Origin of the sequence: Saccharothrix xinjiangensis, from assembly GCF_039527585.1 — a bacterium.
GTDB classification, from domain to species: Bacteria; Actinomycetota; Actinomycetes; order Mycobacteriales; family Pseudonocardiaceae; genus Actinosynnema; species Actinosynnema xinjiangensis.
Window position 1 is genome coordinate 1 of sequence record NZ_BAAAKE010000030.1, and the last position, 25,135, is coordinate 25,135.

Below are 25,135 nucleotides of genomic sequence, written 5' to 3' on the forward strand. Positions count from 1 at the left end.
GCACCGCCAAGTGCAACGCCACCAACGACGACGAACACGCCGTGTCCACCGTCACCGCAGGACCCTGAAAACCCAACGAGTACGACACCCGACCCGACAGCACGGCGCCGTTGGCGGCGGTCGAGCCGAAGCCCTGGAACGCGGCGACACCGCCCGCCGCCCGCTTGCCGTAGTCCTGGCCGTTGGTGCCGGCGAACACCCCGGTCTCACTACCCCGCAACGACACCGGGTCGACACCCGCCCGCTCCAACACCTCCCACGCCGTCTCCAACAACAACCGCTGCTGCGGATCCATCGCCAACGCCTCACGCGGCGAAATCCCGAAGAACCCCGCGTCAAAACCCGACGCGTCACCCAGGAAGCCGCCCAGGAAGCCGGCGATCCGGTCCGGCGCCCAGCCCCGCTCACCGGGTGGCTCCGCGATCGCGTCGACCTCGTCGGCGACGAGCCGCCACAGGTCCTCCGGCGAGCGCACCCCGCCGGGGAACCGGCAGGACATGCCGACGATCGCGATCGGCTCGCGCCGGGCCTGTTCCACCTCGCGGAGGCGTTCGCGCGTCCGACCGAGGTCGACGGTGACCTTCTTGAGGTAGTCGCGGAGCTTGTTGTCGGCCGACATGGGTGTTCTCCGATCGACGCCGGGCGGGTGGACGTGTCCGCCGGGGTTCTCAGGGCGTGAAGCCCACCTTGAGCCGGTCCAGCCCGCGCACCACGATGTGCCGCCGGTACTCCAGCGAGTCCTCGTCCAGCTCGGGGTCGCGCAGCCGCTGGGCGAAGGCGGAGATCGCGATCTCGGCCTCCAGCTTCGCCAGGCTGGCGCCGATGCAGTAGTGCGCGCCCGCGCCGAAGGACAGCGACACGTTCGGCTTCTCCCGGGTGACGATGAACCGGTCGGCGTCGGGGTAGGCCCTGGGGTCGCGGTTGGCGGCGGCCATCAGCACCACGACCACGTCGTCCTGCTTGACGTCGTAGCCGTCGATGGTGGTGTCGGTCCGGGCCATCCTGGCCGCGAGGTGCACCGGGGGGTCGTACCTCAGCACCTCGTCCACGAGCCCGGTGATGACCTCCGGCTTCTCCCTCAGCGCGGTGAGCTGGTCGGGGTTGCGCAGCAGCGCCAGCACCCCGTTGGAGATGAGGTTGGTGGTGGACTCGTGCGCGGCGACGAACAGCGTCGCCAGCACGCTGGTCACCTCGAACCGGGTGAGCCGGTCGCCGTCGCCCTGCGTCTTCAGCAGGTTGGACACCAGGTCGTCGCCGGGGTTGGTGCGGCGCCGGTGGATGAGGTCGGCGAAGTAGGCGTGCGCCTCGATGGCGGTGCTGCCGAACCGGTTGATCTCGTCGCGCGAGAAGACGTTCAGGATGCCGATGGCCGCGCCGAGGGTGGGCAGTTCCGTGGACAGCGCGAGGTCGTCGGACCATTCCTTCAACATGTGCCGCTCATCTTCCGGGATTTCGAAGATGTCGCAGATGATGCCGATCGACAGCGGATAGGCGAGTTCGCTGACGACGTCGAACTCGCCCTTGTCCCGGAATTTCCCGAAGAGGTCGTCGACGATTTTGTTGATCTGACCCTCGAAATTCGACACGATGCGCGGCGTGAAGGACTTGGAGATGAACTTGCGCTGCCTGCCGTGACCGGGCGGGTCCATGAAGAAGATCGAACTGGCGGCCCGGTCCTCCTCGTTCGCCACGAACGCCTTGACCATCGGCGCGGAGGAGGTGTCGCTGCCCATCTCGCGGTGCCGCAGGATCTGCGAGCACGCGGCGTACTCGCCGAAGATCACCACCGAGCCGTCCTGCACCGGCACCGGCCCGCTCTCCCGCAGTTCGGCCATCAACGGGTACGGGTCCGCCCTGATTTCGCGGCGCATGAGGTCGACGAGCGGGTTGCTTTCGACGGGCGCGTTTCCGGCGATCTGCTCGGTGCTCATATCCTCGACATCTCCCCAAGCTCATCGGCAACTGATCGGCGGACTCCTGCCCGGAGCCGAGTCAAGCAATCCGCCAGGGACCGGGCAAGGTCCGCCCGGTATTGGCGGGCCACTCCCCGGTAATCGACGCCCGCGATCGCGGGCGCCCGGTCAACCGGGTGTCACAGGCCGAAGTCCTCGTCGATGATCCGGAAGATCTCGTCGTCGGTGACCTCGTCCAGCCCGTCGTCGTCCAGGGCCCGCCCGCCCGGTCCGGGCGCGACCCTCAACCGGGTGAGGACCGACTCCAGCCGGTCCGCGATCCGGACCCGGTCCTCGTCGGCCACGGCCGGGCCGGCGAGGGCGGCCTCGATCCGGTCCAGTCCCTCGAACAGGTCACCGGCCGGACCACCCGGGAACAGCTCCGTCCCGAGGTGGGCGGCCAGCTCCCCGGCGGTCGGGTAGTCGAAGACCAGCCCGGCGGGCAGGTCGAGCCCGGTGACGGCGACCAACCGGTTGCGCAGCTGCACGGCGGTCAGCGAGTCGAAGCCCAGTTCCCGGAACGCCAGGTCGGTGGGCACGGCGGCCCCATCCCCGTGCCCGAGCACCCGCGCGGCCTCCGCGCGCACCAGCTCCACCAGGGCGCGGTCGCGCTCGGCGCCGGTCAGGCCGGCCAGCCGCTCGTCCAGCCCCGGCTGCCCGTCCCGCCCGGTGGCGCGGCCGCCACCGAGGAAGTCCGCCACGAGCGGGCTCGAACCGCGGAAGGAGACGAACCGCTCCCAGTCGACGTCGGCGACCGTCACGCACGCCTCCGCGCCGCCGACCACGCGGCGCAGCGCGGTCGACGCCACCTCGGGCGACAGCGGGGTCAGGCCCTGCTGCGCCAGCTTGCCGTCCAGGTCGCCCGCCATGCCGGGCCCGGCCCAGGGACCCCAGGCGATCGAGGTCGCCGGGAAGCCCTCCGCGCGGTAGGCCCGGACCAGGGCGTCCACCGCGGCGTTGGCGGCGGCGTAGTTGCCCTGCCCCGCCCAGCCCAGCACACCGGCGAGCGAGGAGAACACCACGAAGGCGTCCAGGTCGAGGCGCCTCGTCGCCTCGCGCAGGGACGCCACCGCGTCCACCTTCGGCCGCAGCGCGTCCTCGGCCCGGTCGGGGGTGAGGGAGTCGACCACGCCGTCGTCGAGCACGCCCGCGGCGTGGACCACGGCGGTCAGCGGCCACCCGTCCTCCTCCACCGCCGCCACGACGGCGGCCATCCGCTCGGCGTCGGCGGCGTCGGCGGCCAGGACCGTCACCGCCGCGCCGAGACCGGTCAGCTCGTCCACCAGGGCCTCGACCCCGGGCGCGTCCGGGCCTCGGCGACTGGTGAGGACGAGGTGTTCCGCGCCGTTGCCGGCCAGCCAGCGCGCCGCGTGCGCGCCCAGGGCCCCGGTGCCGCCGGTCACCAGCACCGATCCACGCGGACGCCACGTGCCGTCACCACCACCACGGACCAGGCGACACCCGAACGTGCCCTCGGCGCGGATCGCCACCTGGTCCTCGACACCGGAGAGCACACCCACCAGCCGAGCCCACGTCGTCGCGTCGGCGTCCACGGGGACGTCGACCAGGCCGCCCCACCGGTCGGCGTGCTCCAGCGCCACGACCCGACCCAGGCCCCACACCGCCGCGCCCACCGGCGAGCCACCCGGGTCCGGTCCCACCACGCCCCGCGACACCACCCACAGCCGGCCTCCGACACCGGCATCACCCAGGGCCTGGACCAGGGTGGCCATCGCCGCACCGCAGCCGCGGAGGTCCCGGGCGGGCAGGAAGAGCACGCCCTCGACGCCCTCACCCCGGGAGGCGAGCAGCTCGGCGAGCGCCTCGCGGTCGAACTGCTCCGCCGGGGACGGCACCACGGGCACCACCTCGGCACCGGCCGCCGCCAGCGCCTCCGCGCACCCCTCGGCCCCACCTCCCGCCGCGTCGACCAGGAGCCAGCGGCCCGAGGCCACCGGGGGCCGGTCGACCACCCGCACCCAGGAGTCGCGGTACGCCCAACCATCCACAAGGGACTCTGCATGGCTGCGCCCGGCCCAGTACCGGTCCCGCTGGAAGGCGTAGGTCGGCAGGTCCACGACCTTCGGGGCGATCCCGAGGACGGCCGCCCAGTCGACCCCGATACCGCGCACCCACGACCGGGCCAGGCCCTCGACCAGGGATCCGGCCTCGTCGGCGGAGCGGAGCAGGGGCACCCACTCACCCTCACCCATACCGGACAACACCGCGCCGACACCGATCTCCACGAACGTCGACACCCCGTTGCCCGCCAAGGTCTTCACCCCGTCGGCGAAGCGCACGCAGTCACGGACGTGCCGGACCCAGTAGTCGACCGAACGCACCTCGTCACCGGCCAAACCGCCCGACACCATCGAGACGAGGGGGATGCCGATCCCACCGAACTCCAGACCGGCCAGCTCAGTGGCGAAGTCGTCCAGCATCGGCTCCATCAGCGCCGAGTGGAAGGCGTGCGAGACGTCCAGCCGGCGGTGACGGCAGTCCAGCCCGTCCACCACCTCCATCACCGCGTCTTCGGGGCCCGAGAGCACCACCGAACGCGAGCCGTTCACCGCAGCCACATCAACACCGGCCGCAACCTCACGTGCCCGTTCCTCGGACACCTCCACCGCGACCATCACGCCACCCTCGGGCAGCGCCTGCATCAACCGAGCTCGCGCCTCGATCAACCGACACGCAGCCGACAACGACAACACCCCGGACACATGGGCGGCAACCACTTCACCGACCGAATGACCACCCACGAAGTCCGGCCGCAGTCCCCACGACTTCACCAACCGGAACAACCCGACCTCGACCGCGAACACCGCCAACTGAGCCGAACCCGTCTCCCGCAACAGATCACCGTCACCGACCAACCGCCAGAGGTCGTCCGGGCTCATCCCCCACTCGCCGCACACCTGGTCCACGTTCCGCGCGAACACCGGGAACGAGCTGTACAGCTCACGTCCCATGCCGACGCGCTGCGAACCCTGGCCCGAGAAGACCGCCGCAACACCACCGGCAACAGCCTCACCGGACACCACACCCGCCGACCTCAGCACCACCGCACGCGCCCCGAACACCGACCGCGACAACAACCCGGCAGCGATATCCACCGACGACACGTCCGGGTTCAACTCCACCCACGACCGCAACCGGTCCGCCTGCTCAAGCACCGCCCCGTCCGAACGGCCCGACAGCACCCACGGCACCACCGGCAACACCGACTCCGCCGCCGGATCCACCTCGACCACAGGCCCCTGCTCCACGATCACGTGCGCATTCGTCCCACTGATCCCGAACGACGACACCGCCGCCCGCCTCGGCCGCCCCACCTCAGGCCACGGCACCGCCTCGGTCAACACCCGGACAGCGCCCGACGACCAGTCGACCCGAGGTGTCGGCTCGTCCACGTGCAAGGTGCGGGGCAGCACGCCGTGCCGCAACGCCATCACCATCTTGATCACACCCGCCACACCGGCGGCAGCCTGGGTGTGACCGATGTTCGACTTGATCGACCCCAACCACAACGGGGTCTCACGGTCCTGCCCATAAGTGGCCAACAACGCCTGGGCCTCGATCGGATCACCCAACGCCGTGCCCGTGCCATGACCTTCCACGGCATCCACCTCAGCCGACGACAACCCCGCACCAGCCAACGCCGCACGGATCACCCGCTGCTGCGACGGACCATTCGGCGCCGTCAAACCATTCGACGCACCATCCTGGTTCACCGCGCTGCCCCGCACCACCGCCAACACCCGACGACCATGACGCACCGCGTCCGACAACCGCTCCACCAACAACCAACCCGCACCCTCACCCCACCCCGTGCCGTCCGCACCGGCCGCGAAAGCCCGGCACCGACCATCCGACGACAACCCGCGCTGGCGGGAGAACTCCACGAAGGTGGTGGGGGTGGCCATCACCGTCGCGCCGCCGGCGAGCGCCAACGAGCACTCTCCGGACCGCAGCGACTGCACGGCCATGTGCAGGGCGACCAGCGACGACGAGCACGCCGTGTCCACCGTCACCGCAGGACCCTGAAAACCGAACGAGTACGACACCCGACCCGACAGCACGCTCGCGGACGAGCCGGTGGCGCCGTACCCCGCCTGTTCCTCGTCCGCTTCGTCGACCAGGTCGCGGTAGTCCTGGCCGTTGGTGCCGGCGAACACCCCGGTCTCACTACCCCGCAACGACACCGGGTCGACACCCGCCCGCTCCAACACCTCCCACGCCGTCTCCAACAACAACCGCTGCTGCGGATCCATCGCCAACGCCTCACGCGGCGAAATCCCGAAGAACCCCGCGTCAAAACCCGACGCGTCACCCAGGAAGCAACCGGCGCGGACCGTCGTCGTGCCCGGGTTGTCCGGGTCCGGGTCGTACAGGCCCGCGACGTCCCAGCCCCGGTCCAGCGGGAAGCCGCCGACGGCGTCCGCCTCCTCCGAGACCAGCCGCCACAGGTCTTCCGGCGTGGCCACGCCGCCGGGGAACCGGCAGCTCATGCCGATGATGGCGATCGGCTCGTCGTGCGCGGCGCCGGCGCGGCGCTCCGGCGCCCCGGTGCGCCGCTCGCCGGTCAGCTCGTGCCCCAGGTGGGCGGCGAGGGCCGCCGGTGTGGGGTGGTCGAAGGCGGCGGTGGTGGGCAGCGGGAGGCCGGTGGCCGCGCTGATCCGGTTGCGCAGCTGCACGGCGGCCAGCGAGTCGAACCCGAGGTCGCGGAACGCCTGGTCGACGGCGACGGTCGCGCGGTCGGCGTGGCCCAGCACGGCCGCCGCCTCGGACCGCACCAGCTCCAGCAGCACGGCGGCGCGGTCGGCCTCGGACAGCCCGGCGACCCGGTCGGCCAGCGCGGACGCCGGTTCGGTCCGCGCCGCCAGGAGCGGGCGGGCCTCCGGGAGGTCGGCGCAGATCGTGGTGGACGTCAGGGTCGGCACGACGCGTTCCCAGTCGAGGTCGGCGACCACGACCACCGGCTCGTCCTGTCCCACGACGCGGCCGAGGGCGGCCAAGGCGTGGTCGGGGTCCATCGGCCGGAACCCCCGGTCACGCAGCCGGTCACCGACCTCGCCGTCCGCCATGCCGTCACCCGCCCAGGGGCCCCAGGCGATCGAGGTGGCCGGGAAGCCCTCCGCGCGGTAGGCCCGGACCAGGGCGTCCACCGCGGTGTTGGCGGCGGCGTAGTTGCCCTGGCCGGGGGAACCGAGCACGCCGGCGACGGAGGAGAACACCACGAAGGCGTCCAGGTCGAGGGGCCTCGTCGCCTCGCGCAGGGCCGCCACCGCGTCCACCTTCGGCCGCAGCACCGCCTCCACCCGCGACGGGGTGAGGTCGTCGAGCATGGCGTCGTCGAGGACGCCGGCGGCGTGCACGACGGCGCGCAGGTCGCGGTTCGCCACCAGGGCGCGCAGGGAGTCCCCGTCGGCGACGTCGCACGCCACCACCGTGACGCCCACGCCGAGGCCGGCCAGCTCGTCCACCAGCTCGGCCGCGCCGGGCGCCCGGAGACCGCTGCGACTGGCCAGGACGAGGTGTTCCGCGCCGTGCCGAGCCAACCACCGCGCCGCGTGCGCGCCCAGGGCCCCGGTGCCGCCGGTCACCAGCACGGACCCGCGCGGGCGCCAGGCGCCACCGCCGGCGGCACGCGCCAAGCGGCACCCGAACGTGCCGTCGGCCCGGATCGCCACCTGGTCCTCGGCGCCGGACAGCACGCCCGCCAACCGGGTCCACACGCCCGCGTCCGCGTCCACGGGAACGTCGACCAGGCCGCCCCACCGATCGGCGTGCTCCAGCGCCACGACCCGACCCAGGCCCCACACCGCCGCGCTCCCGACACCGCGCGACACGACCCACAAGCGCCCCGTGATCCCCGCGCCGCCCAACGCCTGCACGGCGGTGAGCAGCGCGGTCGCGTGGCCCAGGGCGTCGTCGTCGGCCAGGGCCGACAGGGACAGCACGCCCCGGAAGTCGGTGGCGGGCAGGTCGGCGAGGCCGTCAACGGACGCGGTGACCACGTCGGCCCCGCTCGCGCGCAGGGCGGCGAGGCAGTCGTCCACCGGGTGCCCGGTCCCACTGGGCACGAGGACCAGCCACGACCCGTCGAGGACGGCGGGGCGGTCGACCACGGGCGTCCAGGTCTCGCGGTAGAGCAGTTGGTCGACCCCGGTCTCGGCCACCCGGCAGTGACGCCACTCCGACAGCAGCGGCAGCACCGCCGCCAGCTCGGAGCGGGAGGTAGAGGTCGCCGCGCCGGCCAGCTCGTCGAGGTCCTCGCGTTCCACCGCGTCCCAGAACCTGGCGTCGATCGCGTCGCGCGCGGTGACCTCCCGCCCCTCGATCCAGTACCGGTCCTGCTGGAAGGCGTAGGTCGGCAGGTCCACGACCTTCGGGGTAATCCCGAGGACGGCCGCCCAGTCGACCCCGATACCGCGCACCCACAGCCGGGCCAGGCCCTCGACCAGGGATCCGGCCTCGTCGGCGGAGCGGAGCAGGGGCACCCACTCACCCTCACCCATACCGGACAACACCGCGCCGACACCGATCTCCACGAACGTCGACACCCCGTTGCCCGCCAAGGTCTTCACCCCGTCGGCGAAGCGCACGCAGTCACGGACGTGCCGGACCCAGTAGTCGACCGAACGGACCTCCTCCCCCGCGAGGTCACCGGACACCAGCGACACCAGGGGGATCGTCATCTCACCGAACTCGATCCCGACCAAGGCGGCGAAGAACTCCGCCAGCATCGGCTCCATCAGCACCGAGTGGAACGCGTGTGACACGTCCAAGCGGCGGTGACGGCAGTCCAGCTCCCCGACCGCCTCCAGCACCGCGTCCTCAGCGCCGGACAGCACCACCGAACGCGAACCGTTCACCGCAGCCACATCAACACCGGCCGCGACCTCACGCGCCCGTTCCTCCGACACCTCCACCGCCACCATCACGCCACCCTCGGGCAGCGCCTGCATCAACCGAGCCCGAGCCTCGATCAACCGACACGCAGCCGACAACGACAACACCCCGGACACGTGAGCGGCGACGACCTCGCCAACCGAATGACCACCCACGAAGTCCGGGCTCACACCCCACGACTCCACCAACCGGAACAACCCGACCTCGACCGCGAACACCGCCAACTGAGCCGAACCCGTCCGCCGCAACAGATCACCGTCACCGACCAACCGCCACAGGTCATCGGCCACCATTCCCCACTCGCCGCAGACCTCATCCACGGTCCGCGCGAAAACCGGGAAAAGGCCATGAAGCTCACGCCCCATGCCCACGCGCTGCGAACCCTGACCCGAGAACACCACCGCCACACCACCGGAAACGGCAGAGCCGGACACCACACCCGCCGACCCCAACACCACCGCACGCGCCCCGAACACCGACCGCGACAACAACCCCGCCGCCACATCAACCGACGACACGTCCGGATGCGATCCCACCCACGACCGCAACCGATCCACCTGCTCTTGAACCGCCCCGTCCGAACGGCCCGACAACACCCACGGCACCACCGGCAACACCGACCCCGGACCCGGATCCACCTCGACCACAGGCCCCTGCTCCACGATCACGTGCGCATTGGTCCCACTGATCCCGAACGACGACACCGCCGCACGCCTCGGCCGCCCCACCTCAGGCCAGGACCGGGATCCGTGCAGCAGCTCCACCGCGCCGGAGGACCAGTCGACCTGCGGGGAGGGCTCGTCCACGTGCAGGGTGCGCGGCAGCACGCCGTGCTCCATGGCCATGACCACCTTGATCACCCCGGCGATGCCGGCGGCGGCCTGGGTGTGGCCGATGTTCGACTTGATCGACCCCAACCACAACGGGGTCTCACGGTCCTGCCCATAAGTGGCCAACAACGCCTGGGCCTCGATCGGATCACCCAACGCCGTGCCCGTGCCATGACCTTCCACGACATCCACATCAGCCGACGACAGGCCGGCGGCGGTCAGCGCCTGGCGGATCACCCGCTCCTGCGAGGGCCCGTTCGGCGCGGTCAGACCATTCGACGCACCGTCCTGGTTCACCGCCGACCCACGCACCACCGCCAACACCCGACGACCATGACGCACCGCGTCCGACAACCGCTCCACCAACAACCACCCGGCACCCTCACCCCAGGCCGTGCCGTCCGCACCGGCGGCGAAGGCCCGGCACCGGCCGTCGGGCGACAGACCGCGCTGGCGGGAGAACTCGACGAACAGGTCGGGTGTGGCCATCACGGTCACACCACCCGCCAACGCCAACGAACACTCACCCGAACGCAACGACTGCACCGCCAAGTGCAACGCCACCAACGACGACGAACACGCCGTGTCCACCGTCACCGCAGGACCCTGAAAACCCAACGAGTACGACACCCGACCCGAGGCGACGCTCGGCGCGCTGCCCACGGCCAGTTGGCCTTGGAGGTCGTCGGGCGCGGAGGCGGACAGGGTCGAGTAGTCGTTGAGCATGACGCCGGCGAAGACGCCGGTGTCGCTGCCGTGCAGGGACGTCGGGTCGATGCCCGCGCGCTCCAGCACCTCCCACGCGGTCTCCAGCAGCAACCGCTGCTGCGGGTCCATCGCCAGCGCCTCGCGCGGCGGGATGCCGAAGAACCCCGCGTCGAACCCGGCGGCGTCGTGCAGGAACCCGCCCGAGCGGGCGTAGGAGGCGCCGTGCCGGTCGGGGTCGGGGTGGAACAGGTTCTCCAGGTCCCACCCCCGATCGGTCGGGAACCCGGAGATGGCGTCGACCTCGTCGGCGACGAGCCGCCACAGGTCCTCCGGCGAGCGCACCCCGCCGGGGAACCGGCAGGACATGCCGACGATCGCGATCGGCTCGGCCGCGCCGGGCGTGCCCGCCGTGACCGGGGCGCGGAAGGGCTCCGCGCCGCCGCCGAACAGCTCGGTGTCGAGGTGCCGGGTCAGGTCGAGCGCGGTGGGGTGGTTGAAGGCGGTGGTGGCGGGCAGCCGCAGGCCGGTGGCCGCGTTGAGCCGGTTGCGCAGCTCGATCGCGGTGAGCGAGTCGACGCCCAGCTCCCGGAACGCGCGCCTGGCGTCGAGGTCGGCGGGCGTGGCGTGGCCGAGCACGCCGGCCGCGGCCGTGCGCACGAGGTCGAGCAGGGCCTCCTGCCGGTCGGGCGCGGCGAGCCCGGCGAGCCGGGAGCGCAGCGAGCCGGCGTCCGGGGCGCGGTCCGCGGTGGGGCGCGCGGCCCGGACCAGGCCGCGGAACAGGGCGGGCAGGGTGCCCGCGGCGGCCCGCGCCCGCAGTGCGGGCAGGGCGAACGCGGCGGGCACGAGGGTGGCGTGGTCGGAGGCGACGGCGGCGTCGAACATCGCCAGGCCCCGGTCGGCGTCGAGGGGCGCGATGCCGCTGCCGGCGAGGCGGGCGCGGGCCACGTCGTCGAGGTGGCCGGTCATGCCGCTGTCCCCGGCCCACAGCCCCCAGGCGAGGGACGTGGCGGGCAGGCCGGCGGCCCGGCGGGTCTCGGCGAGGGCGTCGAGCCAGGCGTTGGCGGCGGCGTAGTTGCCCTGCCCGGCCGTGCCGAGGGTGCCCGCGATGGACGAGAACAGCACGAACCGGGACAGCCCGAGGGGCGCGGTCAGCTCGTGCAGGTGCCAGGCCGCGTCGACCTTCGGGCGCAGCACCGCGGCGGTGTGCTCGGGGGTCAGGGACAGCACGGCGTGGTCGTCGAGGACGCCGGCGGCGTGCACGACGGCGTCCAGCGGGTGTTCCCCGGGGATGGCGTCGAGCAGCGCGGCGAGCGCGTCCCGGTCGGCGGTGTCGCAGGCGGCGACCACGACGTGCGCGCCGCGGTCGGCGAGCTCGGCCACCAGTTCCGCGACGCCCTCGGCGGCCTCGCCGCGGCGGCCGGCGAGCACGAGGTGCCGCACGCCGTGCTCGGTGACCAGGTGGCGGGCCAGCAGGCGGCCGAGCGTGCCCGTGCCGCCGGTGACGAGGACGGTGCGGTCCGGGTCCCAGCCGGGGCGGTCGGCGCCCGCGGTCGCGGTGACGAGCCTGGGCGCGCTCAGGCCGCCCGCGCGTGCCACGACCTGCGGCTCGCCGGTGGCGAGCGCGCGGGCCGCCACGTCGTCGGTGAGTTCGTCGGTGTCCAGCAGGACGAACCGGTCCGGGTGCTCGGTCTGGGCGGTGCGCAGCAGGCCCAGCGCGGCGGCGGCGGGATCGGGCGCCTGGTCGGGCGCCGCGGCGACGGCGCCACCGGTCACCACGAGCAGCCGGGCCGCCTCGAACCGGTCGTCGGTCACCCAGCGCTGGACCAGCGACAGCGTCCGGTCGACCAGGTCGCGGGCCGCGGCGGGCGGCTCCCCGGGCGCCGGGGCGAGGCGCACGACCACGGCGTCCGGGGAACCGGTCACGGCGTCGAGGTCGTCCACGTGCGCGAGGGACGGCGAGGGGCCCGACCGGTCGGGTTCGGGCAGGGCCACCAGGTCGACGCGGTGGAGCGGCGCGCCCGCGCGGAGCCGCTGGACCGGCACCGGGCGCAGGGCCAGCGAGTCGACGCCGGCGACGGGTGCGCCGGTCGGGTCGGTCACCAGCACCGAGGTGCCGTCCGGCGTGGGGCCGAGGTGGACGCGCAGGGTCGTCGCGCCGGTGGCGTGCAGGCGGGCGCCGCGCCACGCGAACGGCAGCGGCACCTCGTCGGGCGCCAGGTCCGCCGCCAGCGCCAGCGGGTGCAGCGCGGCGTCGAGCAGGGCGGGGTGGAGGCCGAAGCCCTCCACGTCGGTGTCGGGCGCGGTCACCTCGGCGTAGAGGTGGTCGTCGAGCCGCCAGCACGCCTTCAGGCCCTGGAACGGGGGTTCGTAGTCGAGCCCGCGCCCGGCCAGCCGCTCGTAGGCCGCGTCGAGGTCCACCGGCACGGCGCCCGCCGGCGGCCACGGTCCCGGCGCGGCGGCCGGGGCGTGGTGCGAGACCGGGGCGTGGTGCGGATCCGGCGTGACGGCGCCGGTGGCGTGGCGGGTCCAGGTCGCGTGCTCGGCGCCGGCGGGGCGCGAGTGCACCGACACGGCGCGGCGACCGGTGTCGTCCGGGCCGCCGACGGACACCTGGAGCAGCACCGCGCCCTGCTCGGGGACGACGAGCGGCGCTTCGACGTCCAGGTCCTCCACCACGTCGCAGCCGACCTGGTCGGCGGCGCGCAGGACCACCTCGACGAACGCCGTGCCCGGCAGCAGCGCGGCCCCGCCGACCCGGTGGCCGGCCAGCCACGGGTGGGCGCGCAGCGACAGCGCGCCGGTGAGCAGCGCGCCACCGCCGTCACCGATCTCGACGGCCGAGGTCAGCAGCCGGTGCCGCGGGTCGACCGCGCCCGCGCCGGTGGTGGGCGCGGTGGTGGCGTCGAGCCAGTAGCGGCGGCGCTGGAACGGGTAGGTCGGCAGGTCGACCACCCCGGTGGAGCCGAGCAGGCGCGCCCAGTCGACCCGGAGCCCGCCGGCGTGCGCCTCGGCGGCCGAGGTCAGCACCCGGCGCAGCGAGCCGTCGTCGCGGCGCGTCGTGCCGACGACCACGGACCCCGCCACGCCCTCGGCGGTCTCCTCGACGGCCGCGGTGAGCACCGGGTGCGCGCTGACCTCGACGAACACGCGGTGCCCCTGGTCGAGCAGGTCCCGCACGGCCGGTTCGAAGCGCACCGCCTGCCGCAGGTTGCGGTACCAGTAGCCGGCGTCGAGGGCGTCCGGCGGGTCGTCGGTCACCGTCGAGCGGAACGGCACCTCGGCGCGGCGCGGGGTGATCGGGGCGAGGTCGGTCAGCAGCCGCCGTTCCAGCACCTCGACCTGCGGTGAGTGCGACGCGTAGTCCACCGGGACGCGGCGGGCCCGGACGTCGTCGGCCCGGCACCGCGCCAGCAGCTCGTCCAGGGCGTCCGGCTCGCCGGAGACCACGACCGCGCCCGGCCCGTTGACGGCGGCCACCGACACCCGGCCCGGCCACGCGCCGACCAGCTCCTCCACCCGGTCGGCGGGCAGCTGCACGGCCACCATCCCGCCCGTGCCGGCGAGTTCGACCAGGGCTTTGCTGCGCAGCGCGACCACGCGGGCCGCGTCCTCCAGCGACAGCGCGCCCGCCACGCACGCGGCGGCGATCTCGCCCTGGGAGTGGCCGACCACGGCCGCCGGCTCGACGCCCAGCGACCGCCACAGCTCGGCCAGCGACACCATCACCGCGAACAGCAGCGGTTGCACGACGTCCACGCGCTCCGGGTCGGCGCAGCCGGGTTCGCCGCGCAGCACGTCGAGCACCGACCAGTCGACGAAGCGCTCGACGGCGTCCGCGCACTCCCGCAACCGCGCCGCGAACACCGGCGAGGTGTCCAGCAGCTCCACCGCCATGCCCGCCCACTGCGAGCCCTGGCCGGGGAAGACGAACACGGGGCCGTCGGTGGTGGTCGCGCCGTCGGCGGCGGTCACGGCGCCGGTGGCGGGCACCCCTCCCCCGGCGATCGCGGCCAGGCCGGACCGCAGCTCGTCGCGGTCGGCGCCGAGCACGACGGCCCGGTGGTCGAAGGTGGCGCGCCCGGTCGCGAGCGTGCCGGCGACGTCCGCGACCGGCACGTCGGACCGGGTGCCCAGGAAGGACAGCAGCCGGTCCGCCGCGGCCCGCAGCGCCGCCGGGTCGAACGCCGACAGCACCAGGGGGATGACGGGCCGGTTAACGGGGTCGGGTCCAGGGCTGTCCGGTCCGGCGCCGTCCGGCACAGCCGGCTCGGGTCGGGCCGACTCGGGTCCGGCAGGCTCAGGACCAGCCGGCTCGGGAGCGGGCGCTTCCAGGACCACGTGCGCGTTGGTGCCGCCGATGCCGAACGACGAGACCGCCGCCCGGCGCGCCCGCCCGTCCGCCGGCCACGGCACCGGCTCGGTCAGCAGGCGCACCGCGCCGGAGGACCAGTCGACCCGCGTGGACGGGGTGTCGGCGTGCAGGGTGCGCGGCAGCAGCTCGTGCCGCATCGCCATGACCACCTTCAGCACGCCGCCGACCCCGGCGGCGGCCTGGGTGTGGCCGAGGTTGGACTTCAGCGAACCCAGCCACAGCGGCCGGTCGTCGGACCGGTCCCGGCCGTAGGTCGCGAGCAGGGCGTTGGCCTCGATCGGGTCGCCGAGCCGGGTGCCGGTGCCGTGGCCCTCCACGGCGTCCACGTCCGCCGGGGTGAGCCCCGCGTCGGCCAGGGCCTGCCGGATCACCCGCTCCTGGGACGGGCCGTTGGGCGCGGTGAGCCCGTTGCTCGCGCCGTCGGAGTTGACCGCGGTGCCGCGCACGACCGCGAGCACCCGGTGCCCGGCCCGGCGCGCGTCGGACAGCCGCTCCAGCAGCAGCACGCCGACGCCCTCGCCCCACCCGGTGCCGTTCGCGTCGTCGGAGTAGGCGCGGCACCGGCCGTCCGGCGACAGGCCGCGCTGCCTGCTGAACTCCACGAAGGTGTTCGGGGTGGACATCACGGTCACACCGCCCGCCAGCGCCATCGTGCACTCGCCGGTCCGCAGCGCCCGCACGGCCAGGTGCAGCGCGACCAGCGACGAGGAGCAGGCGGTGTCGACGGTGAGCGTGGGCCCCTCGAAGCCGAAGGTGTAGGCGACGCGGCCCGACGCGACGCTGCCGGTGTTGCCGGTGAGCAGGTGGCCCTCGAACCCCTCGGGCGCGACCGGCATCCGCGCGGCGTAGTCGTGGTACATCAGCCCGGTGAACACGCCGGTGCGGCTGCCGCGCAAGACGTGCGGGTCGATGCCGGCGTGCTCGATCGCCTCCCAGGTGGCCTCCAGCAGCAGCCGCTGCTGCGGGTCGGCGGCCAGCGCCTCCCGGGGGCTGATGCCGAAGAACTCGGCGTCGAACTCGGCCGCGTGGTGCAGGAAGCCGCCCTCGCGGGTGGTCGAGTGGCCCGCCCGGTCCGGATCGGGGTCGTACAGGTCCTCGACGTCCCAGCCGCGGTCGGTCGGGAAGCCGCCGATGGCGTCCACGCCGTCGGCGACCAGCCGCCACAGGCCCTCGGGGTCGCGCACGCCGCCGGGGTAGGCGCAGGCCATGCCGACGATGACGACCGGGTCGTCGTCGGCCGCCGCGACGAGGGCGGGCGCGACGGGGGCGGGCGGCGCGGCGGGCTCGCCGGCGACCAGGCCGAGCAGGTGGTCGGCCAGCCCGGCGGGGGTCGGGTGGTCGAAGACGGCCGTCGTGGGCAGGCGCACGCCGGTGACCTCGGCGAGCCGGTTGCGCAGCTCGATGCCGGTCATCGAGTCGAAGCCCAGCTCGCGGAACGTGCGGTCGGGGTCGGGTTCGCCGCCACCGCCGAGCACGGCGGTGACCACGCGGCGCAGCAGGGCGAGGACCTCCCGCCGCCGCTCCGCCCCGGGCAGCGCGGCGACCCGGTCGGACCACGTGCGGTCCGCGCCGGCCCGCGCGACGGACCGGCGGGGCGCGGGTGCCAGGTCCCGCAGCACCGGGGACACCGCGTCGGCGGCGGCCGGGTCGAGCGCGGCGGGCACCAGCACCGGGTCGGTGAAACCGCCCGCGAGCACGTGGTCGAACAGCTCCAGGCCGGTGTCCGCGGCCAGCGGGACGACGCCCGCCCGGCGCCAGCGGGCCACCGCCGCCTGGTCGAGCCCGGCCGCCATGCCGTGCGACCACAGGCCCCACGCCAGCGAGGTGGCGGGCAGCCCGGCGGCGCGGCGGCGCTCGGCCAGGGCGTCCAGGTAGCGGTTGGCGGCCGCGTAGGCGCCCTGGCCCGCGCTGCCGATGGTGCCCGCGATCGAGGAGAACAGCACGAAGGCGGCCAGGTCGAGGCCCGCGGTGGCCTGGTGCAGGTGCCACGCGGAGTCCGCTTTCGCGCGCAGCACGGCGTCGACCCGCTCGGGGGTGAGCGAGGCGACCGCGCCGTCGTCCAGGACGCCGGCCAGGTGCAGGACGGCGGTCAGCGGGTGCTCGGCGGGGACGGACGCCAGCAGTTCGGTCAGGGCGGCCGGGTCGGCGGCGTCGCAGGCCGCCACGCGGACCTCCGCGCCCAGGCCGGTCAGCTCCGCCGCCAGCCCGGCCGCGCCCGCCGCCGCGGGTCCCCGGCGGCCGGCCAGCAGCAGCCGGCGCACGCCGTGGGCGCGCACGAGGTGGCGGGCGAACAGCGCGCCCAGCACGCCCGTGCCGCCGGTGACCAGGACCGTGCCCCCGGGGTCGAGCCGCACGGGGTCGCCCGCGGTGGCGGGCACGCGGGCCAGCCTCGGCGCGTGGGCCCGGCCCGCGCGCAGGACGAGCTGCGGTTCCCCGGTGGCCAGGGCCGCGCCGAGCACGTCCGCGGACGCCTCGTCGGCGTCCACGAGCACGAACCGGCCGGGGTGCTCGGTCTGCGCGGTGCGCACCAGGCCCCACACCGCGGCGGCCGCCGGGTCGGCCCCGTCGGCGTCGCCGGCGGACACGGCGCCCCTGGTCAGCAGCACCAGGGGCGCGGCCTCCTCGGACCGGTCCCGGATCAGGTCCAGGGCCTGCCGCACCGCCTCCCGGGCGGTGCCCGGCCGGATGGTCGCGACCTCGTGGTCCGGCGTCGCGGCGGTGTGGTCGAACGGCACGGGCGCCAGCACCGGCCGGTGCAGCGACCGGTGGGAGGAGGCCGCGGCGAACCGCTCGGCGGGCACGGGCCGCAGCACGAGCGAGTCGACCGACACGACCGGCGCGCCCTCGCCGTCGACCGCGACGAGCGCGTAGGTGTCCTCGCCCGTGCGGGTCGCGTGCGCCAGCAGCCGGGTCGCGCCGGTCGCGTGCAGGCGGGCGCCGCGCCACGAGAACGGCACCCGCAGCGCGCCGTCCCGATCGGCGGCGGCGAGCACGAGCGGGTGCAGCACGGCGTCGAGCAGGGCCGGGTGCAGGCCGAACCCGGCGGGCCCGCCCTCGGGCAGGCGGACCTCGGCGACCACGTCGGCGCCCACCGCCAGGGAACCGACCAGGCAGCGGAACGCGGGCCCGTAGCCGTAGCCGTGGGCGGCCAGTCGCTCGTACTCGTCCCCCTCTCTCGGGGGGATCGACGGCCGGCGGGTGGGCGGGTTCGGCGTGGCGCCCGAACGGGCCAGGGTCCCGGTGGCGTGCCGGGTCCAGTCGTCGTCCGGACCTCCCGCGTACACCTCGAAGGGGCGGCGACCGGAGGCGTCCGGCGCGCCGACCGCGACCTGGAGCCGCACCTCGCCTTCGGCGGGCAGCACCAGGGGCGCTTCCAGGTCGAGGTCGGCCACCTCGTCGCAGCCGACCTCGTCGCCGGCGCGGATCGCCAGCTCGACGAACGCGGTGCCGGGCAGCACCACCGCGCCGGCGACGACGTGGTCGGCCAGCCACGGGTGGGCGCGCCGCGACAGCCGGCCCGTGAACAGGGTCCCGGTGCCGTCGGCGAGGCTCACCGCGGCGCCCAGCAGCGGGTGCCCGAGCCCGCCGGGTTCGGCGGTCGGCGCGTCCAGCCAGTGGCGGCGGTGCTCGAAGGCGTAGGTGGGCAGGGCGGTGGGGCGCGCACCGGGGAACACCGCGGGCCAGTCGACGGCGACACCGGCGGCGTGGACGGCGGCCAGCGCGGCGGCGGCCGTGACCGGCTCCGGGCGGTCGCGGCGGAACACCGGCGCCAGCACCACGCCGGTCTCGTCGGCCAGGCACGACCGGACCAGACCGGTCAGCGTCGGCTCGGGGCCGACCTCGACGTAGGTGGTGACGCCGGCCGCTTCGAGCGAGCGGACGCCGTCGAGGAACCTCACCGGTTCCCGGACGTGCCGCACCCAGTACCCCGGCGACCGCAGCAGCGCGGCGGTCGCGGGTTCGCCGGTGACGTTGGAGACGACCGGGATCGCCGGGTCGGCGAAGGTCAGCGTGCCCAGGAACTCGCCGAACTCGGCCAGCACCGGATCCATGTGCGGCGAGTGGAACGCGTGGCTCACCTTCAGGCTCGTGACCCGCCTGCCGCGGGCCCGCCACAGCTCGCCGAGCCGCGCGACGGCCTCCCGGTCGCCGCTGACCACGACCGAGTCGGGCCCGTTGACCGCGGCGAGCGCCAGCAGGTCCGGCTGCTCGGCGACGAAGGGCGCCACCTCCTCCTCGGTGGCCCGCACCGCGATCATGGCCCCGCCCGCGGTCGCGGCCTGCATGAGCCTGCCGCGCGCGCCGACGAGCGCGGCGGCCTCGGCCAGGGTCAGCACCCCGGCCACGTGCGCGGCGGCGACCTCGCCGATCGAGTGCCCGAGCAGCAGGTCCGGCACCACGCCGCGGTGGGCGAGCAGCGCGCAGGACGCCACCTCGTGCGCGAACAGCGCGGCCTGCGCGTACCGGGTCTGCCCGACCAGCTCGCCGACCTCGCGCAGCGGCCGGTCGAGGTGGCGGTCCAGCTCGCGGCGCGCGGCGGCCAGCGCCCCGGCGAACACCGGTTCGGCGGCGGCCAGCTCCTCGCCCATGCCGACGCGCTGGCTGCCCTGACCGGTGAACAGGAAGGCGACCCCGCCGCCCCGGGCGGTGGTCGGGGGCACCACCGCCGCGTCGGGCTCGCCCGCCGCCAGCGCCGCGAGACCGCGCAGCCTGCCGTCGTGGTCGGGCGCGACGACCGCGGTGCGGTGCTCGAACGCGACCCTGGTGGTGGCCAGCGCCAGGCCGATGCCGGCCGGGTCGATCCCCGGCCGGTCGCGCACGAACTCCAGCAGCTTCGCCGCTTGTGCCCGCAGCGCGCCGGGTGACCGCGCGGACAGCACCCACGGCGGCACGGCGGCGGATTGCACGGTGGTGGGCTGCGCGACGGTGGGTTGGGTGGTGGCGGGCTGCGCGGGAGCGGGCTGCTCGGTGGTGGGCTGCACGCGCTCCGCCTCGACCAGGTCCTCCCCTGCCTGCTCGACGATCACGTGGGCGTTGGTGCCGCTGATGCCGAACGACGACACGCCGGCGCGCCGGGGCCGCCCGGTGTCCGGCCACGGCGTCGGCGCGGTCACCAGCGACAGCACGCCCGAGGACCAGTCCACCTCGGTGCTGGGTTCGTCGGCGTGCAGCGTGGCGGGCAGCACGCCGTGGCGCAGCGCGAGCACGACCTTGATCACGCCGGTGACGCCCGCGGCGGCCTGGGTGTGGCCGATGTTGGACTTGACCGAGCCCAGCAGCAGCGGCCGGTCGCCCGACCGCCCGGGGCCGTAGGCGGCCTGGAGCGCGCCCGCCTCCACCGGGTCGCCGAGCCGGGTGCCCGTGCCGTGCGCCTCCACCGCGTCCACGTCGGACGGCACGAGCCCGGACGCGGCGAGGGCGTCGCGGACGACGCCCTGCTGGGCGAGGCCGCTGGGCGCGGTCAGGCCGTTGCTCGCGCCGTCGGAGTTGATCGCGCTGCCCCGCAGGACCGCCAGCACCGGGCGCCCGGCGCGGCGCGCGTCCGACAGCCTCTCCAGCACCAGGACGCCGACGCCCTCGGCCCACCCGGTGCCGTCGGCCGACGCGCCGAAGGCCTTGCACCGGCCGTCCGGCGACAGCCCCCGCTGCCGGCCGAACTCGACGAACATGCCGGGCCCGGCCATCACGGTGGCCCCGCCCGCGACGGCCATCGAGCACTCGCCGCGGCGCAGCGACTGGGCCGCGAGGTGCAGCGCGACCAGCGAGGACGAGCACGCGGTGTCGACCGTGATGGCCGGGCCCTCCAGCCCGAACACGTAGGCGACCCGGCCGGAGGCGACGCTGACGGTGGTGCCGGTCAGCGCGTGGCCCTCGAAGCCCTGCTGCGCGTCGGCGAGGCGCGGCCCGTACTCCTGGGCGGTCACGCCGAAGAACACGCCGGTGCGGCTGCCCCGCAGCGCGCGCGGGTCGATCCCGCCGTGCTCGAACGCCTCCCACGTGGTCTCCAGCAGCAGCCGCTGCTGCGGGTCCATCGCCGTCGCCTCGCGCGCGGAGATCCCGAAGAACGCGGCGTCGAACCCGGCCGCCGGGAGGAACCCGCCGCCGCGCGCGTAGGTGCGTCCCGGGGTGCCCGGCTCGGGGTCGTAGAGCCGGTCGAGGTCCCACCCCCGGTCGGTGGGGAACCCGGAGATGGCGTCACCACCCTCGGCCAGCAGCGCCCACAGCTCGTCCGGCGAGGACACGCCGCCCGGCAGGCGGCAGCTCATGGCGACGATCGCGACGGGTTCGCCCGGGTCGGCGTCGGTGTCGGCGGGCTCGGGCGGCGCCTGGGCCGGGGTGGCTCCCGCGAGGTGGGCGGCCAGCTCGCGGGGACTGGTGTGGTCGAACAGGGCGGAGTTGGGCAGCGCGCGGCCGGTGGCGTCGGCCAGTTCGTCGCGCAGCTCGGTCAGCATGAGGGAGTTGAAGCCGAGGTCGTGGAAGGAGCGGTCCGGGTCCACGTCGGCGACGGCCGCCTCCAGCACGAGGGCGGTGCGCGCCCGGACCAGCTCCAGCACGCCCGCCACCCCCGGTGCCGGACCGGGGTCGGCGTGGACCGCCTGGCCCGCGACCGGCTCGGGGACGGCGTCAGGGGCAGCACCGGAAGCGGTGTCGGGGACGGCACCGGTCGCCGGGTGGGGCGCGAGGTCGGCAGCCAGGTCGGGCGCGGTGTCGGCCGCCAGGTCCGGCGCGAGGTCGGCCACCGGGTCGGGCTCGGTCCCGGCCACCGGGCCGGGCGCGGGACCCGTGTCGCCGAGCCAGTGGCGCCTGCGCTGGAACGCGTACCCCGGCAGCGCCACCCGCCGCCCGGTCAGCCCACCCGTCGCCGCCCACTCCACCCCGTGCCCCCGCACGTGCAGCTCGGCCAGCGCGGTCAGCAGCGAACGGACCTCGGACCGACCGGCCCGCAGCACCGGCAGCACCACCGCGTCGGCCACCCCGGCCAGGCAGTCCCGCGCGGGCGAGGTGAGCACGCTGTCCGGGCCCAGCTCCAGCAGCGCGCCGGCGCCCGACGAGGCCAGCGTCCGCACCGCGTCGAGGAACCGCACCGGTTCCCGCACGTGCCGCACCCAGTGCTCCGGCGAGGTCAGCTCCTCGGCCGTCGCCGACCGCCCGGTCAGCGCGGACACCAGCGGGATCGCGGGCGGCCGGAGGTCCAGCGCTCCGACCACTCGGCGGAACTCCGCCAGCACCGGTTCCACCCTCGGCGAGTGGAAGGCGTGGCTCACCCGCAGCCGGGTGGTCTTGCGCCCCCGCTCCGCGAGGACGCCGGCGATCTCCGCCACGGCGCCCTCGTCGCCGGACAGCACCACGGCGCCGGGCCCGTTGACGGCGGCGAGCGACACCTCGGCGTCGCGACCGCGCAGCAGCGGCAGCACCTCCGCCTCCGCCGCCCGCACGGCGACCATCGCGCCGCCACCGGGCAGGGCGTCCATGAGCCTGCCGCGCGCGGCCACCAGCGCGCAGGCGTCCGGCAGCGACAGCACGCCGGCCAGGTGCGCGGCCACGACCTCGCCGACGGAGTGCCCGGCGAGCAGGCCGGGCCGCACGCCCAGGCTCTCGAACAGCCGGAACAGCGCGACCTCCACGGCGAACACGGAGGTCTGCGTGTAGGCGGTGCGTTCGAGCAGCGCCGCGTCGGCCGAGCCCGGCTCCGCGAACAGCACCTCCCGCAACGGGCGCTCCAGGTGCGGGTCGAGCCGCGCGCACACCTCGTCCAGCGCCTCGGCGAACACGGGGAACCGCGCGCCCAGCTCGCGCCCCGCGCCGACGCGCTGGCTGCCCTGCCCCGAGAACAGGACCGCGAGACCGGGGACGGCGCCGGGCATACCGGTGACGACGCCGGCGGCCCGCGTGCCCGAGGCGAGCGCGTCCAGGCCTCGGAGGAGTTCGTCGGCGTCCTCGGCGAGCAGCACGGCGCGGTGCTCGAAGGTCGTGCGGCCGGTGGCCAGGGAGGTGGCGAGGTCGGCGGGCGCGAGGTCGGGGTGCTCGGCCAGGTGCGAGCGCAACCGGGACGCCTGGTCCCGCAGCGCCGCCGCGTCGCGGGCCGACACCAGGTAGGGCCGTGGCCCCGGGCGGTCCACGGACGACGAGCCCTCGGACGACGAGCCCTCGGACAATGAGTCCTCGGGCAGCGAACCCGCGAGCAGTGAGCCCGCCGCCGGCGAACCCGCGAGTACCAGGTCCTCCGGAGCGGGCTCCGCCACGACGAGGTGGCAGTTGGTGCCGCCCATGCCGAACGAGCTGACCCCGGCCACCAGCGGGCGGTCCGCCGCGGGCCACGGCGAAGCGGTGTCGTTCAACCGCAGGTTCAGCCGCTCCAGCGGGATCGCCGGGTTCGGGGTGCGGAAGCCCGGGTTCGCCGGCAGCCGGCGGTGCCGGATCGCCAGCACCGCCTTGATCAGGCCGATCACCCCCGCGGCGGCCTCCAGGTGACCCACGTTCGCCTTGACCGAGCCGACCGGCAGCGGTCCGCCCGAGCGCGCCGCGCCCAGCACCTCGCCGAGCGCCCGCGCCTCGACCGGGTCGCCGACGGGCGTGCCCGTGCCGTGCAGCTCGACGTAGCCGACGTCGTCGGCCGCCACGCCGGCCCGGCGGTGGGCCTCGCGCAGCACGGCCGCCTGCGCCGCGGCGTCGGGCTGGGTCAGGCCGTCGCCGCCGCCGTCGTTGTTGACCGCGCCGCCCCGGATCACCGCGTGCACCCGGTCGCCGTCCGCGAGCGCGTCCGCCAGGCGCTTCAGCACGACGACGCCGCCGCCCTCGCCGCGCACGAACCCGTTGGCGCGCGCGTCGAAGACGTGGCAGCGCCCGTCCGGCGACAGCGCGCCGAACCGCGCCGCCGCCACCGAGCCCTCCGGCGCCAGCACCAGGTTGACCCCGCCCGCGACGGCCACACCGGACTCGCCGCGGCGCAGGCTCTCCGCCGCGAGGTGCACGGCGACCAGCGACGAGGACTGCCCCGTGTCGACGGTCAGGCTCGGCCCGCGCAGGCCCAGCGCGTAGGACACGCGGTTGGCGAGCAGGCTGCGCTGGGTGCCGGTGAACGAGTGCAGCCCGACCGCGCCGGCTCCCCGCCGGTGGGCCAGCAGGGCGTAGTCGTCGTGCATCACGCCGAGGAACACGCCCGCGCCGGCGTCCCGGAGCGCGGACGGCACGATGCCCGCGTCCTCGAACGCCTCCCAGCCCAGTTCGAGGGCTAGGCGCTGCTGCGGGTCCAGCGCCGCGGCCTCGCGCGGCGAGATGCCGAAGAACGGCGCGTCGAACTCGTCCACCCGCTCCAGGAAGGAGCCCCAGCGGGCGCCGGGCACGTCGGCGAGCGCCCCGGCGTCCCACCGGTCGGCGGGCACCTCGGTCACCGTGCACCGGCCCTCGTCCAGCAGCCGCCAGAACGACCGGGGGTCCGCCGCGCCGGGCAGCCGGCAGGACAGCCCGACGATCGCGACCGGCTCGTCCGCCGTGGTCATTTCGCCGCCCATGCGCACTCCGCCTCCGCGTCCAGCACCGTCAGGAAGTCGTCGATCAGCCGCGCCCAGTCCGGCGCGCACTCCAGGGCCGGGTGGTGGCCGCAGTCGAGGGACGCCAGCGTCGCGCCCGGGATGGCGGCGGCCAGCTCCGCCGACAGGTAGGGCGGCACGAGCTGGTCGTCGGCGGTCGCCACGACCAGCGCGGGCGCCCGCACCCCGGCCAGTTCGCCGCGCAGGTCCAGCGAGAGCGCCAGCTCGATCTGCGCGGACGCGTCACCGCCACCGGAGGAGACCACCAGCTCGGCGAAGCCGTCGACCTGCGCGTCGGTCATGGAGCCGAGGTAGCGGTGGCTGAACATCACCGACATCAGGTAGCGCGCCAGCAGGTCCGGGTCGCCGGCCAGCAGCGAGCGCCACACCCGCGCCTTGAGGCGGAAGGACGTGGCGGCGTGCGCGAACCCGGCGGTGAGCACCAGCGCGGTGACCCGGTCGGGGTGGCGCAGCGCGGCCTGGACCCCGATCATGCTGCCGAGCGAGTGCCCGACCACGGCGAACCGCTCCAGCCCGGCCGCGGTGGCCGTGGCCACGTGCTGGTCGGCCAGCACGTCCAGCGCGGCGCCGGGGTCGGGTCGCACGCCGGTGTAGTTGGGCGCCACCACCGCGCGGCGGGCGGCCAGCGCCGGCAGCAGCGGGCCGTACGTGGACTCCGCCGTCGCCCCTCCGCCGTGCACCAGCAGCAGGCCCGGACCGGCGCCCCGGGCGAGGTAGGACAGCGGGGCGGGGTTCCCACGCCGCATGGACGACTCCCTCGGGTCGATCCGCGCACCCCTGGGGGACGCCGGATTTCCGTCGCGGACC

General features: G+C 75.3%; 4 protein-coding genes. All 4 read right to left on the minus strand.

What is annotated here, in order from left to right; all coding sequences use genetic code 11:
* A partial coding sequence (locus tag ABD223_RS36835; RefSeq protein WP_344041683.1) for a beta-ketoacyl synthase N-terminal-like domain-containing protein occupies nucleotides 1-619 on the minus strand: 619 nt, incomplete at its 3' end.
* Between the two features lie 49 nt (nucleotides 620-668).
* Nucleotides 669-1,931 carry a cytochrome P450 gene (locus tag ABD223_RS36840; RefSeq protein WP_344041685.1) on the minus strand — a complete coding sequence of 421 codons (1,263 nt, stop codon included), beginning with the start codon at nucleotides 1,929-1,931 and terminating at the stop codon, nucleotides 669-671.
* A gap of 161 nt (nucleotides 1,932-2,092) precedes the next feature.
* A complete protein-coding gene (locus tag ABD223_RS36845; RefSeq protein ID WP_344041687.1) occupies nucleotides 2,093-24,289 on the minus strand; it encodes a type I polyketide synthase in 22,197 nt (7,398 codons plus the stop codon).
* Entirely contained in the window at nucleotides 24,274-25,074 is an 801-nt protein-coding gene (locus tag ABD223_RS36850; protein WP_344041689.1) for an alpha/beta fold hydrolase, read from the minus strand. The genes ABD223_RS36845 and ABD223_RS36850 overlap by 16 nt, the downstream gene beginning before the upstream one ends.
* Between the last annotated feature and the right edge of the window lie 61 nt (nucleotides 25,075-25,135).

Excerpts from the sequence above, each read along its gene's own strand:
- ABD223_RS36845 (WP_344041687.1), bottom strand. The coding sequence starts at position 24,289 with ATGGGCGGCGAAATGACCACGGCGGACGAGCCGGTCGCGATCGTCGGG.
- ABD223_RS36840 (WP_344041685.1), bottom strand. The coding sequence starts at position 1,931 with ATGAGCACCGAGCAGATCGCCGGAAACGCGCCCGTCGAAAGCAACCCG.
- ABD223_RS36850 (WP_344041689.1), bottom strand. The coding sequence starts at position 25,074 with ATGCGGCGTGGGAACCCCGCCCCGCTGTCCTACCTCGCCCGGGGCGCC.